Annotated in this window: 13 protein-coding genes; 5 read left to right on the top strand and 8 right to left on the bottom strand. The window is 63.4% G+C overall.

Translation table 11 applies throughout. The features are described from left to right. Nucleotides 1-38 precede the first annotated feature (38 nt). The gene (locus tag AC1DRD_RS06820; protein WP_478040814.1) at nt 39-641 is read left to right on the top strand and encodes a TMEM175 family protein; all 603 of its coding nucleotides are present in this window, start codon (nt 39-41) and stop codon (nt 639-641) included. A gap of 178 nt (nt 642-819) precedes the next feature. On the opposite strand, the gene AC1DRD_RS06815 is transcribed toward AC1DRD_RS06820, so the two are convergent. Continuing rightward, complete coding sequence (locus AC1DRD_RS06815) at nt 820-1212, bottom strand: BLUF domain-containing protein (RefSeq protein WP_478040813.1); 393 nt, start codon at nt 1210-1212, stop codon at nt 820-822. A gap of 257 nt (nt 1213-1469) precedes the next feature. Between AC1DRD_RS06815 and leuA the strand changes: the two genes are divergently transcribed. Next, complete coding sequence (gene leuA / locus AC1DRD_RS06810) at nt 1470-3134, top strand: 2-isopropylmalate synthase (RefSeq protein WP_478029989.1); 1665 nt, start codon at nt 1470-1472, stop codon at nt 3132-3134. Between the two features lie 108 nt (nt 3135-3242). Here the strand turns inward: leuA and AC1DRD_RS06805 are convergent, their stop codons facing one another. The 3 genes from AC1DRD_RS06805 to folE are packed head-to-tail and all read right to left on the bottom strand — an operon-like array spanning nt 3243 to nt 4994. Next, on the bottom strand, nt 3243-3599 hold the full coding sequence (locus AC1DRD_RS06805; protein WP_478040812.1) for a dihydroneopterin aldolase: 357 nt from the start codon (nt 3597-3599) through the stop codon (nt 3243-3245). Next, nucleotides 3592-4365, bottom strand: coding sequence for an SDR family oxidoreductase (locus tag AC1DRD_RS06800; RefSeq protein ID WP_478040811.1), 774 nt, complete (start codon nt 4363-4365; stop codon nt 3592-3594). Before AC1DRD_RS06800 ends, AC1DRD_RS06805 begins: the two co-directional genes overlap by 8 nt. Further along, nucleotides 4362-4994 (bottom strand): GTP cyclohydrolase I FolE, encoded by a 633-nt coding sequence (gene folE, locus AC1DRD_RS06795; protein ID WP_478029986.1) that lies wholly within the window; start codon nt 4992-4994, stop codon nt 4362-4364. The genes AC1DRD_RS06800 and folE overlap by 4 nt, the downstream gene beginning before the upstream one ends. A gap of 229 nt (nt 4995-5223) precedes the next feature. Between folE and AC1DRD_RS06790 the strand changes: the two genes are divergently transcribed. Then, entirely contained in the window at nt 5224-8166 is a 2943-nt protein-coding gene (locus AC1DRD_RS06790) for a TonB-dependent receptor (protein WP_478040810.1), read from the top strand. 149 nt (nt 8167-8315) lie between these two features. Here the strand turns inward: AC1DRD_RS06790 and fghA are convergent, their stop codons facing one another. The 3 genes from fghA to AC1DRD_RS06775 are packed head-to-tail and all read right to left on the bottom strand — an operon-like array spanning nt 8316 to nt 10682. Further along, entirely contained in the window at nt 8316-9149 is an 834-nt protein-coding gene (fghA, locus tag AC1DRD_RS06785) for an S-formylglutathione hydrolase (protein WP_478041204.1), read from the bottom strand. Nucleotides 9150-9159: 10 nt separating this feature from the next. Next, on the bottom strand, nt 9160-9540 hold the full coding sequence (locus tag AC1DRD_RS06780) for a VOC family protein (RefSeq protein WP_478029983.1): 381 nt from the start codon (nt 9538-9540) through the stop codon (nt 9160-9162). Between the two features lie 32 nt (nt 9541-9572). Beyond that, the gene (locus AC1DRD_RS06775; protein ID WP_478040809.1) at nt 9573-10682 is read right to left on the bottom strand and encodes an S-(hydroxymethyl)glutathione dehydrogenase/class III alcohol dehydrogenase; all 1110 of its coding nucleotides are present in this window, start codon (nt 10680-10682) and stop codon (nt 9573-9575) included. Nucleotides 10683-11078: 396 nt separating this feature from the next. Here AC1DRD_RS06775 and AC1DRD_RS06770 point away from each other — a divergent pair, with 396 nt between their 5' ends. Continuing rightward, nucleotides 11079-11339, top strand: coding sequence for an SWIB/MDM2 domain-containing protein (locus tag AC1DRD_RS06770; RefSeq protein WP_478029981.1), 261 nt, complete (start codon nt 11079-11081; stop codon nt 11337-11339). A gap of 67 nt (nt 11340-11406) precedes the next feature. On the opposite strand, the gene AC1DRD_RS06765 is transcribed toward AC1DRD_RS06770, so the two are convergent. After that, nucleotides 11407-12039 (bottom strand): glutathione S-transferase family protein, encoded by a 633-nt coding sequence (locus tag AC1DRD_RS06765; protein ID WP_478029980.1) that lies wholly within the window; start codon nt 12037-12039, stop codon nt 11407-11409. 118 nt (nt 12040-12157) lie between these two features. Between AC1DRD_RS06765 and AC1DRD_RS06760 the strand changes: the two genes are divergently transcribed. Beyond that, entirely contained in the window at nt 12158-12850 is a 693-nt protein-coding gene (locus tag AC1DRD_RS06760) for a helix-turn-helix transcriptional regulator (RefSeq protein ID WP_478040808.1), read from the top strand. Nucleotides 12851-13037 lie beyond the last annotated feature (187 nt).

Raw genomic sequence — 13037 nt, 5'->3', positions numbered from 1 at the left:
ACCGTCGGCCCCGTCGTTAAAGCGGGGTTCGACACGGAATGAGCGAAGGTGGGGAAGGCAAGCCAGGGATCGGGCGTGTCGAGGCTTTTTCGGATGGCGTGATCGCGATCATCGTCACCATCATGGTGCTCGAACTGCACGCGCCCGAACTGCCGGGGCTCGACAAGCTGGTGCACCTCTGGCCCGTCTTCCTCGCTTACGTCCTGAGCTTCGCCTACGTCGGCATCTATTGGGCCAACCATCACCGCTTGTTCAGCCATGCGACGCGGGTAACCAACCTGCTGATCTGGCTGAACCTGGGTTTGCTGTTCACGCTGTCGCTGATCCCGTTCACCGCCGCCTATCTCGGCGAGCAGCATTTCAGCCGCGACGCGACATTGGTTTACCTGGCGTCGATGGTCCTGCCGGGCATAGTTTACGTTCCGCTACAGGGCGAAATCCGGCGGACCGGCGTCCACGGGGCCGAGGCAGAGACCTATCACCGCCAGACCTCGCGCAAGGGCGTCGCCGCGGTGCTGATCTATCTCGCCGGCGCCGCGCTCAGCTTTGTGTCGCCATGGCTCGGCATCGCCGCCGCAGCGCTCGTCGCCTTCCTCTGGTGCCTGCCCAAAAGCCCGTTCGACGCGTTGTTCGGGGATTAAGTAGGAACCGCAATCCCGCGTTTTTCTTGCCCTCTCCCGCCTGCGGGAGAGGGAGGGGCCCGCCGCGAAGCGGTGGGAGGGTGAGGGTCTTCTTTCTACTTCTGCTTCGGCACACGTTTGGAAGAAGAAAGAAGACCCTCACCCTGCCCTCTCCCGCAAGCGGGAGAGGGTCCAACTGTCAGGCGGGCTGCAGTGCCCTGAAGTGACGGACGGTTTCGTCAGAAACCCCGGCAAGCAACACCCGCAGACGATCATCGAACGCGTCGATCGATTCCCGGCGGTCGCGATAGATCATCGTCCAGTCCCCGAACTCGCGTTCCTCGATCGGGCGGTCGACGAGAATCGTCAGATCGCGATGACGAGCGTCGTTTTTCAGCCGCTCCATCAAGTCGGACACGCTATCGATGGGTCCCTCGATCGCCTGCAGGAAAGCGTCGTCCTCTGTGTAGAGCAGACCCGTAATTCCCTCCAATCCGTTGCGCGCCGCTGCATCGCGAACGATGTCCGGAATGTCGTCAGCCGCGTGGCCGCTTTCCGATGTGGTGAGGCTGCGATAGATGATTTGACGCACACGCTACTCCTTACAGGGCAGTAAAGCTGCCACAACGCGTCCAGCCTTTCCTTGCCGTGGATCAGTCTTTCGGGCTGGACTTTCTTAACCATCGGGGGCTAGGGCTGAACCTGAGATGACGATCGGACTCGGCCTTACCCTGCTTCGACTTACGCGCCCTTAGGCGCGTAGTTCATCCCGCGTGCCGGCGACGGCGCGCACCGCGCCTAAGGGCCTGACCCTCCCCGCCGCTCCTGACGACGAGAAGAGCCATAGCCATGTTGCGCGACCCATCGACCAAATACCGCCCCTTTCCCCCCATCAACCTGCCCGACCGGCAATGGCCGTCGCGGACGATCACCCAGGCGCCGATCTGGCTGTCGACCGACATGCGCGACGGCAACCAGGCGCTGATCGATCCGATGGACGCCGAGAAGAAGACCCGCTTCTTCGATCTCATCGTCAAGACCGGGATCAAGGAGATCGAGGTCGGGTTCCCCGCGAGCGGCGCGACCGATTTCGACTATATCCAGGATCTGGTTCGATCGGGCCGCGTTCCCGATGACGTCACGCTGCAGGTGCTGACCCAGGCGCGCCGCGACCTGATCGAGACCACCTTCGACAGCCTGATCGGCGCGCCCAAAGCGATCGTCCACTTGTACAACGCGGTCTCGCCGGCCTGGCGCAAGATCGTGTTCGGCATGACCAGGGACGAGATCAAGGCGATCGCGGTCGAGGGCGCGAAGATGCTGCGCGACTGCGCCGCGGCGCGGCCGGGCACCGACTGGCGGTTCGAATACAGCCCGGAGACCTTCTCGACCGCCGAACTCGATTTCTCGGTCGAGGTCTGCGCGGCGGTGATGGACGTGCTCCAGCCGACGCCGGATAAACCGATCATCTTCAACCTGCCCGCAACGGTCGAATGCGCGACGCCCAACGTCTATGCCGACCAGATCGAGCTGTTCGGGCGAACCATCCCCAATCGCGACAGCGTGATTATCAGCCTGCACACCCATAACGATCGCGGCACTGGCGTCGCCGCGGCGGAACTTGGATTGATGGCCGGTGCCGACCGCGTCGAGGGCTGCCTGCTCGGTAATGGCGAGCGGACCGGCAATTGTGACTTGGTGACGGTCGCGCTCAACATGTACACGCAGGGCGTCGATCCGAAGCTCGACCTCTCCGATATCGACCAGATCATCAACACGGTGACCTATTGCACCAATTTGCCGGTGCACCCGCGCCATGCTTATGCCGGTGAGCTGGTCTATACGTCCTTCTCGGGCTCGCATCAGGACGCGATCAAGAAGGGCTTCACCGCGCGCGAACGCCAGAATGACGATGTCTGGGAAGTCCCCTATCTGCCGATCGACCCGGCCGATCTCGGCCGCAGCTACGAAGCGGTGATCCGGGTCAATTCGCAATCCGGCAAGGGCGGCGTTGCCTGGATCCTGGAACAGGACAAGGGACTGAAGCTGCCCAAGCGCCTGCAGGCCGATTTCTCGAAGCATGTCCAGGCCCTGGCCGATCAGACCAGCCGCGAGCTCGATGCCGACGATATCTGGCAGCTCTTCCAGCGCACCTACCTGCCCTATGGCGGCGAGCGGCTGCAGCTCCAGGCCTATGACGAGACGCGCGCGCCCAATGGCGAACGCATCTTCGCCGGCAGCATCGCCGAAACCGGCAGCGTCAAGTCGGTGAGCGGACGCGGCAACGGACTGATCTCGAGCGTGCTCGCGGGAATCCGCGACGGGTTCGGGATCGAACTGGATGTCGTCGACTATGTCGAGCACGCGATCGGCCATGGCAGCGACGTTCAGGCAGCCGCCTATGTCGAGTGCCGCGCGGCGGATGGCGGAACGGTCTGGGGCGTCGGCATCGACGAGGACGTCGCGACCGCGAGCGTCCGCGCGGTGCTGAGCGCGGCGAACCGGGCTGCCTGACCTCCCGTCATGCCGGGCTTGTCCCGGCATCTATCGCGCAACAACGGCTGGATTCCGTTGGGGAGGTTTGGATCCCGGCACGGGGCCGGGATGACTCATGTGAGCAGGTCAGCGCGTCCGGGTGATCTCGCAGCCGATCCGCGCGTCAGGATAAATGTCGGGTTTCGCCGACTGCACGGTCACTGCGACGACACGCGGATCGGCAAAGCATAGCGTCGCGATGCGCTCGCACAGGACTTCCTGCAGCATTACGTGCCCGCCGGCCGCGATCGCCAGCACGCCTTCGCGGATATGGTCGTAATCGACCACCGCCTCGATGCGGTCCTCGGGCACCGCCGGATAGGCGCAGGTCATCGCCACCGACACCAACACACGCTGCGGCCCGGCAAGCTCCGCCTCGTGAATGCCGAGCCCCATCTGCACTTCAAGCCCGTCGAGCCGGATCGTGTAGGTCGCCTCAGCCATCGCGGCGGCCCGGTGTCGAGAACATGACGTCACCCTGTCGCTTGAGAAACCGCTGGCCGTTGTCGAGGAAAAGATTGTGCCCGGTCACCGCCGGTGTGGTGAGCAGATAGTCGACCGCGCGCGCGATCTCCTCGATCGGCACTGGTCGACGCAGCAGATTCTCGTCAGCGACGCTCTCGAACTCCGCGTCGCTCTGGTCGCCGCTCGGCAAGGTCAGGCCGGGCGAGATGGCGTTGACCCGCACCCGCGGCGCCAGCGCCTGGGCGAGCATCGTCGTCGCGCCTTCCAGCGCGATCTTGGTCAGCGTGTAGCTGAAGAAATCGGGATTGAGATTGGCGACCTTCTGGTCGAGCAGATTGACCACCGCACCGTCCTCCAACTCGTCCTGTTCGGCCAGCGCACAGGCCAGCGCCGCGGGGGCTGCGAGGTTCACCGCGGTCAGCCGGGCCAGCAAGGCAGGATCGAAATGCGGCGGCCGGTCGAACTCGAACACCGACGCGCAATTGACCAACCCGTCGATCGGCCCGCCCGTCGCGTTGCGCGCGGCGCGGAGGATCGCCGAGGCGGCATCGGGCGCGGCGAGGTCCCCGACCACCGTCGCGACGCGGTCGCCCGACGGATCGAGTTCCTGCGCCAGCGACACGGCATCTTCGTCGTGCGGATGATGGTGGTGGATCACCACGCGGTGCCCCGCCGCCGCCAGCGCGCGGACGATCGCTGCCCCGATCCGCCGGGAGCCGCCGGTGACGAGGACCGTGCGGATCACGCCCTGCCCTGCATGTCCATCAGCGCCAGAATCTCGCGACGGCTACGTTCATCATCGCGGAACACGCCCATCATCCGGCTGGTCACCATCGATACGCCGGGTGTGCGGACGCCGCGCGCGGTCATGCAGGCATGGCTCGCCTCGATCACCACGGCGACGCCCTGAGGTTTCAGATTGTCCCAGATGCAGTCGGCGACTTCGGCAGTCAGCCGTTCCTGAACCTGCAGCCGCCGCGCGAAGCCGTGCAGGACGCGCGCCAGCTTGGAAATGCCCACGACATGGTTCTTGGGCAGGTAAGCGATATGCGCCTTGCCGATGATCGGCGCCATGTGGTGCTCGCAATGCGATTGGAACGGAATGTCCTTCAGCAAAACGATGTCGTCATAGCCGCCGACTTCCTCGAACACGCGCTTCAGATGCAAGGCGGGATCGTCCTGGTATCCTGCGCAATATTCCTTCCACGCGCGCGCCACGCGCAACGGCGTATCGAGCAGCCCTTCGCGATCGGGTTTGTCGCCGGCCCAGCGAATCAGGGTGCGAACCGCGTCGGCCACCTCGTCAGGCACCGGAATTTTCGGCGCGGCCGCCACCAGATCGCCGTCATTCAAATCATCGTCATGGTCATTCATGGTTGTCGATCCGGTCTTTCAAACCTGGGTGACGTTACGGCAGGGCCGTAAAATCGAGCCTTGGGTATGGTCCATACTGTTTCTTTTAAGCAACAGACTAGGAAACCCGCCGTTTTCCGTGCCCGAAGCCCATTGACGCCGCAAGACCAAGCTACCTAGGCTCTTGCCAGTTCGTCGGAAACCACGCCAACCGGCATAAGATCGGGGCGAATGCATGAGGGGATGTACCATGAAGAAATTCGAACTGCTTGCCGCGTCGGCTATCGCGCTGATCGCAGCCACGCCGGCCATGGCGCAAAATGCACCCACACCCGCAGCGCCGGTCGCTGCGCCGCAGGCTGACGATCAGGACCAGATCGCCGACATCGTCATCACTGCCCAGCGCCAGTCCGAGACGCTGCAGACCGTGCCGATCGCGGTGTCGGCGTTCAGCGCCGAGGCGCTGAGAGAACAGCAGATCAACACGACGAGCGATCTTCAGCTGACGCTGCCGAACATTACCTTCACCAAGGGCAACTTCACCTCGTCATCGTCGTTCAACATCCGCGGCATCGGCGACCTCTGCGTCGGCGTCACCTGCGACGCCGCGACCGCGATCCATGTGAACGATGTGCCAGTGCTCGGCTCGCCGATCTTCCAGAACGAATATTTCGACGTCGAGCGCATCGAAGTGCTGCGCGGACCGCAGGGCACGCTGTTCGGCCGCAACGCGACTGGTGGCGTGATCAATTTCATCACTGCCAAGCCCGATCTGTCGGGCATCCACGCCTCGGGCGATGTCGAATATGGCAATTACAACAGCGTCCGCGTCAAAGGCATGCTCAACATACCGTTGGGCGACATCTTCGGTGTCCGCGTCGCGGGTTACTACCTGAACCGCGATGGTTTCACCAAGAACCTGGCCACGAACAGCAACATCGATGGCCGCGACCAGTATGACGTCCGTGTATCGCTGCGCTTCCAGCCGACCGCGAACACGACGCTCGACATCGTCGCCCATTATTTCAAGGAAAACGACGATCGCTCGCGCATCCAGAAACAACTCTGCCATCGCGACCCGACCGGCGTGCTGGGCTGCTTGCCCGACCGGCTCGGGTTCGAGCAGGTCAATGGCGACGCGACTTTAGCCTCGGTACTGACGTCGAGCCAGTTCCTCAGGCTGCGCACCTCGACCGCGCCGCTCGCCGGTTTCGCGCTGGGCAGTGTCTATGGTTCGGACGGCGACAGCTACACCGGCTACGTCAACCCGGCCGACATGCGCACGGTCAACATCGACTCGCTGCCGACGTTCAAAACCAATGAGAAGCAGGTCCTGGTCAACTTCTCGCAGGATTTCGGAAAGGCGCTGTTCAAGCTGGATGGCGGCTATACCGAAGGCATGACCGACTCGTCGGTCGACTATAACGTCGGCATCGAGCGCTCCTACGCGACCAACCCCGGCCTCAACCTCTTCAACGCAGCCGCTGGCGCCGGCCTCCTAGGCCCGGGTTACTTGGCGATCCGCAACATCCTGCTGCCCAACGGCAACACCTCGACTCTTTGCCAGTCGCTTGCCGAACCGACCGGCACCGGCGTCTATAGCGGTCACAAGGTCTGCGCTTCGACCAGCCTCGACTTCGACCGTTCGACCGCGCGCGGCAAACAATGGTTCGCAGAAGGTATCATCTCGTCGAAGCTCGACGGGCCGTTCAACTTCCTGGCCGGTGCCGGCTATCTCGACTATAAGGTCACTGACAACAGCTATTATGTGAACTCGTTCGCGCTCGACTATGCGGCGGGTCTGCTCGGCGGGGGAGCCGGCAATGTGCTCGGCACGCCGTTCTATCGCAACGACTCCGAATTCTACCATCTGAAGAGCTACGGCTTCTTTGGGGAAGCCTATGTGAACTTCAGCAGCAAGGTGAAGCTGACCGGCGGTCTGCGCTACAACCATGACGAGAAGGACTATCAGTCGCGCACCAACCTGCTGAACTGCCCGGTTCCAGTGGGCGCGGCGAGCGCCTATTCGGCGCCGGGCTTTGCCTGTTACGACGCCGATCCTGCACGCGCGGGCAACCAGCCACTGGCAATCAACAATGTCAGCTTCGGGCGCCTGACCGGCCGCGCGGTCCTCGATTGGCAGATCACCTCGCGCAACCTGCTCTACGCATCCTATTCGCGCGGCTATAAATCGGGCGGCCTCAATCCGTCGCTGGCGGCTGGGTTCAGCGTCCCGCTGACCTTCGGGCCGGAAACGGTCAACGCGTTCGAAATCGGGTCGAAAAATACCTTCCTGGGCGGCACGCTCCGCCTCAACCTCACTGCTTTCTATTACCAGTACAAGCAGCTCCAGCTGAGCCGCATCGTCGCGCGCACCTCGGTCAACGACAATGTCGACGCCGATATCTACGGCGCCGAGGCGGAAGCGATCATCAAGCCGAGCAATTCGGTGCTGATCAACCTGACGGCGAGCTACCTGCACACCAAGGTTTCCAACGACAAGTTCCTCAGCAACCCGCAGGATCCGTCGGGCGGCCGCGCCGACGCGGTGATCATCAAGGATGTCACCAACGGTTCGAACTGCGCCGTGGTATCGAATTCGGGCAACGCAGCGATCTCGAATGGTTTCGTCAACGCGGCGAACTCGGCGATCAACGCCGGCGCCTTTGCGGCCCAGGGCATCCCGGCCCAGCCGGGCAACTTCCAGGGCACGACGCCGATCCCCGGCACCAATACGACCGGTGCGTTCAGCGTCTGCGACCTTCTGACTGGCTTTGCCGCCGCCACCGCGGCGCCGGTAACCGTGCTGCCGTCGGGCGTGGCGGTGAACATCAAGGGCAACGAGCTGCCGCAATCGCCGCACTACAAATTCTCGGCGGGCATTCAGTGGACCGGTCAACTCGGCAACGACTGGAACATCACTCCGCGCGTCGACCTGGCCTATACCGGCGGCTATTACGGCAGCATCTTCAACAACAACGTCAACCGCATCCAGGGCTATGAGGTGATCAATGCCCAGGTTCAGCTGAACGGGCCGAGCGACAAATTCTACGTCCGCGCGTTCGTCCAGAACCTGGCCGACAACAACGCGATCACCGGCCTCTACGTGACCGACCAGTCGTCGGGCCTGTTCACCAACGCCTTCACGCTCGAACCGCGCCGTTACGGCCTCGCCGCGGGCTTCAAGTTCTGAGGACGGAGGCGCCAGCCTCGCACTCCAAAGGCTCCGGGGTCCACCCCCGGAGCCTTTTTCTTGCCCGATCGCCGTCGTGACCGAGGAACCGCGAACAGACGCGCCGTCGTCGCTGCCGACCCGACGGCAATCTGCTTCGCCGGAAAGGCTTAGCCCAGCCGGGCGGCGTGCCAGGCGATATGATCGGCCATGAAGGTCGAGATGAAGTAATAACTGTGATCATAGCCCACCTGCATCCGCAGCGTCAGGTCGATCCCGGCGCGATGGCAGGCGTCCGCCAGCAATTCGGGTTTGAGCTGGTCGGCGAGAAACGCGTCGGCATCGCCCTGATCGACCAGGATGTCTGACACGCGCGCGCCGTCGTCGATTAGCGCACAGGCATCATAGGGCCGCCAATCGGCGCGATCGGCACCGAGATAACCGCCCAGCGCCTTTGCACCCCAGGGGCAATGAAGCGGCGACACGATCGGCGAGAAGGCCGAGACGCTGCGGAAGCGCCCCGTGTTGCGCAAGGCGATCGTCAGCGCGCCGTGTCCGCCCATCGAATGGCCGGTGATGCCTTGGCGCGCCATGTCGGCCATAGCGAACTCGGCGGCGATCAGCGCCGGGAGTTCGTCCTCGATATAGGATCGCATCCGGAAATTGGTCGACCAGGGCGCCTCGGTCGCGTCGACATAGAAGCCGGCGCCCTTGCCGAAATCATAAGCCTCGTCATCGGGCACATCATCGCCGCGCGGGCTGGTGTCGGGGGCGATGAAAATCACGCCATGTTCGGCGCAGGCGCGGCGAAACTCGCCCTTTTCGGTGACATTGGCGTGCGTGCAGGTCAGCCCCGACAGATACCAGAGCACCGGTAGCCGCGCGCCTGCCTCATGCTCCGGCACGAACACCGAAAAGGTCATCGGCGTGCCGGTGGCGGCCGAGGCGTGTTCATACACGCCCTGGACGCCACCGAAGGCGCGATTGGTCGATTTGACGGTCAGCGACACTTGCTCAGCCCAGCCGGTGAAGCCCGCACAGCTTGTTGCCGTCCGGATCGCGCAGATAGGCGAGGTACAATTTCATACCGGCCCCTTCGCGAACGCCAGGATCCTCCTCGATCGCGACGCCGCCATTGGCGACGCCAGCGGCATGCCAAGCATCCGCCTGTTCGGGCGTTTCCATCGCGAAGCCGATCGTACCGCCATTGGCGTGGCAAGCGGGCGCGCCGTCGATCGGCGCGGTGACCATGAAGATGCCGCCATTGTGCAAATACATCAGCCGGCCCTTGGGATCGACGATGGCCTCTTTCCCACCGACCGCGCCGAACAGCGCGTCGTAGAATTTCTTCGATCGATCGAGGTCGTTGCTGCCGACCATCATGTGCGAAAACATGGCGTTATCCTCCCCAGATGAATATGTTTTTTTTAAAAGACCACGACGCTGCGGATGCTCTCGCCCGCATGCATCAGGTCGAACCCCTTGTTGATCTCGTCGAGCTTGAGCACGTGGGTGATCATCGGATCGATCGCGATCTTGCCCTGCATGTACCAGTCGACGATCTTGGGCACGTCGGTGCGGCCCTTGGCGCCGCCGAACGCGGTGCCGCGCCAGTTGCGTCCGGTGACCAACTGGAATGGACGCGTCGAGATTTCCTTGCCGGCCTCAGCCACGCCGATGATGATGCTGGTGCCCCAGCCGCGATGGCACGCCTCGAGCGCGACGCGCATGACGTCGGTATTGCCGGTCGCATCGAACGTATAATCGGCACCGCCATCGGTCATCGCGACCAGGTGCGCGACCAGGTCGCCCTCCACTTTCTTCGGATTGACGAAGTCGGTCATGCCGAATCGCCGCCCCCATTCCTCTTTCGAGTCGTTGAGATCGACGCCGATAATCTTGTCCGCGCCGACCATTTTGGCGCCCTGGATGACATTGAGGCCGATTCCACCCAATCCGAACACGATTACATTGTCACCCGCCTGGACCTTCGCCGTCTTCACCACGGCGCCCACGCCGGTGGTCACGCCGCAGCCAATGTAGCAGCTCGTCTGGAACGGCGCGTCCTCGCGAATCTTCGCCACGGCGATCTCGGGCAGCACCGTGAAATTCGAAAAGGTAGAGCAACCCATATAATGAAAGATCGGCTGCCCCTTATACGAAAAGCGCGTCGTGCCGTCGGGCATCAGCCCCTTGCCCTGGGTCGCGCGGATCGCCGTGCACAGGTTGGTCTTGCCCGACAGGCAGCTTTTGCACTGCCGGCATTCGGGCGTGTACAGCGGAATGACGTGGTCGCCGGGCTTCACGCTGGTCACGCCAGGGCCGACCTCGCGCACGATGCCGGCGCCTTCGTGACCGAGAATCGACGGAAAAATCCCTTCAGAATCAAGACCATCTAGCGTGTAAGCGTCGGTGTGGCAGATGCCGGTCGCCATGATCTCGACCAGCACTTCGCCCGCTTTGGGACCGTCCAGGTCGACCTCGACAATCTCCAGCGGTTTCTTCGCTTCGAATGCGACGGCGGCGCGGGTCTTCATCGGTATCGGCTCCCTAATTGTCGCGCCCGCTTCTAACCGCTCGGGCGGCGGGGGCAACCTTCAGCATACCCTGAATTCGACGACCGTATGCGCTGGCCGCGCGCGGGCCGCCGTGCGGGCGGTTAGGAGGATCGGGAAATGATGTGTGGGGACGGCACCAGACACCGGCTATCGCGCGTTCCGGGATCTGGCACCGGCACCCCTCATCGCCACGCCGAGCCTGCGCAAACCAGCGCCCTGCCGATCGTGGTCATGTCATATCGGCGTCAAAAGTCGCTCCGCGCTCTATCCTAAGGCGTGACAAGCGCAAAAAGGCAGCGCACAAGAGGCGCGCGCTCCATGAGGCGTAACGAGTCTGGGGCCGGAACACCGGCCAAATGAACAGGAAGGAATGCAATGGCTACTGCACCCAAGACCGGCGGAATTCACGCGCCCGTCACCCCGTCGCCCGAGCTGGGCGCGATCGTGGGGACGGCGCCGCTGCCGCGCAGCCAGGTGATCAGCAAGGTGTGGGACCACATCAAGAAGAACAACCTTCAGAATCCCGCCAACAAGCGTGAGATTCTGGCCGACGACAAGCTGAAGAAGGTGTTCGGCACCGACAAGTGCACGATGTTTGAGATGAACAAGTACATCTCGAAGCACGTCAAGGCGTAAGTCGGAAAGACCTGAAGGGCGCCGCGCGGGAGACCGTGCGACGCCCTTTTTGCTGTCGGCAAGGCGTTCAGGCCGCGACAGGCTCCGCCGTCATCACGATCTGAATGCCCGACGCATCGTCCAGCAGCCCGGCCCGCTCCGCCGCCGGTCGTGCCTGACAGCGTTCGATATAGGCGTCGATAGCCGCATTCGGCGGGAAAGCGTGGCGAGCGAAAGCCAGCGCGCTGCCGATCAGCAAGTCCGCACCCGAGAAATCATTGCCCATCACGTAAGGGCCGTTGGCGAGCGCTCGCTCCAGCCTGGCGAGGACAGCATCATAGCTGCGCTGCTTGCGTGGCGCGCCGACCAGTTCGCCCAGCATGGCGGCGAACATCGCCGGCTCCATTTCGGCGGCATACCAGGCGAGCCAGGTGAGGTAAGCGCCGCGTTCCGGCGTCCCGATACGCGGTCCGAGCCCGGCGTTCGGAAAAGCATCGGTGAGATATTGCAGGATCGCGACCGATTCGGCGACCAATGCACCGTCATGCTCGATCGCGGGCACGCGCTTGTCGGGGTGCGGATTGGCGGGATCGCCAACGCCTTCGCCGGTCATCGGCCGAAAGATCGATACCGGGCGGATCTCATAGGGCACGCCCAATTCCTCGAGCAGCCAGATCATGCGCGACGATCGCGATTGCGGGGCGTGGTAGAGAGTAATCATAACGGCGGCTCCTTCGCTTCGAAGCAGCGGCCAAATCGCCGCGCCCGATGAAAAGGCTTGTAAGTGCACCCTCCTGACAGCATCCTGTCAGTAGGAAGTGGGGGGTGTAGATTTCGTCATGCGTCGTGCCGATCGGCTGTTCCAGATCATCCAGATCCTGCGGCGGTCATCACGCCCGATCACCGCGCAGGACATCGCGGCCGAGATCGAAGTCTCTGTCCGAACGATCTATCGCGACGTCGCCGACCTGATCGGCCAGCGCGTGCCGATCCGCGGCGAAGCCGGTTTCGGCTACATCCTCGACGACGCATTCGACATGCCGCCACTGATGCTCACGCCCGACGAGATCGAGGCGGCCGTGCTCGGCGCGCAATGGGTGGCCGGACGCGGCGACCCGGCGCTGGCAGCAGCCGCGCGCGACTTGATCGCCAAGATAACCTCCGTAGTGCCCGAGCGACTGCGGCCATTCATCGCCGATCCCTCGATCGGCACGCCGCCGCGATCAAAGGCCGCGCCCGACGCGATCGACCTGGGAATTGCCCGCAGCTGGATCCGCGAGGGCCGCAAGATCCGCATCGACTATCGTGACGAACGCGGAGCGGTCAGCGATCGGGTGATCTGGCCCGTCATCATCGGTTTCTTCGACCAGGCGCGGGTGATCGCCGCCTGGTGCGAACTGCGCCAGGATTTCCGCCACTTCCGCACCGACCGCATCGTCGCCGCGCAGTTTCTCGACGAACGCTATCCCGCGCGCCCCGGCGAATTGCGATCGCGCTGGAAGCGCGGGCTCGCGCAGCGGCAGCGGCCGTAGCCAGCATGGCTTGTCTTCGGACGATTGCGCCGGGATAACCCCCGAAACGTGGCCAAACCTTTTCGCCCTGGTGAATGTCCGAGTTCGGGTCTTAGCTGCCGTTCGGCCTAGGCAACATTTAACCGCTTCTTCTTGGGCGCAAGCGAATCGCTCCCCAAGCCGCGGCCACAGCAAACAACCAGTAAAG

It is taken from the genome of Sphingomonas sp. P4_G2 (genome assembly GCF_056401155.1).
Note: the sequence above shows the minus strand (reverse complement) of the source record. Positions and strands in the feature narration are given on the sequence as shown.

What these genes read in the sequence shown, in the direction of transcription:
- AC1DRD_RS06820 (WP_478040814.1), top strand. Translation starts at nt 39, where the DNA reads ATGAGCGAAGGTGGGGAAGGCAAGCCAGGGATCGGGCGTGTCGAGGCT.
- leuA (WP_478029989.1), top strand. Translation starts at nt 1,470, where the DNA reads ATGTTGCGCGACCCATCGACCAAATACCGCCCCTTTCCCCCCATCAAC.
- AC1DRD_RS06805 (WP_478040812.1), bottom strand. Translation starts at nt 3,599, where the DNA reads ATGGCTGAGGCGACCTACACGATCCGGCTCGACGGGCTTGAAGTGCAG.
- folE (WP_478029986.1), bottom strand. Translation starts at nt 4,994, where the DNA reads ATGAATGACCATGACGATGATTTGAATGACGGCGATCTGGTGGCGGCC.
- AC1DRD_RS06790 (WP_478040810.1), top strand. Translation starts at nt 5,224, where the DNA reads ATGAAGAAATTCGAACTGCTTGCCGCGTCGGCTATCGCGCTGATCGCA.
- AC1DRD_RS06780 (WP_478029983.1), bottom strand. Translation starts at nt 9,540, where the DNA reads ATGTTTTCGCACATGATGGTCGGCAGCAACGACCTCGATCGATCGAAG.
- AC1DRD_RS06775 (WP_478040809.1), bottom strand. Translation starts at nt 10,682, where the DNA reads ATGAAGACCCGCGCCGCCGTCGCATTCGAAGCGAAGAAACCGCTGGAG.
- AC1DRD_RS06770 (WP_478029981.1), top strand. Translation starts at nt 11,079, where the DNA reads ATGGCTACTGCACCCAAGACCGGCGGAATTCACGCGCCCGTCACCCCG.
- AC1DRD_RS06765 (WP_478029980.1), bottom strand. Translation starts at nt 12,039, where the DNA reads ATGATTACTCTCTACCACGCCCCGCAATCGCGATCGTCGCGCATGATC.
- AC1DRD_RS06760 (WP_478040808.1), top strand. Translation starts at nt 12,158, where the DNA reads ATGCGTCGTGCCGATCGGCTGTTCCAGATCATCCAGATCCTGCGGCGG.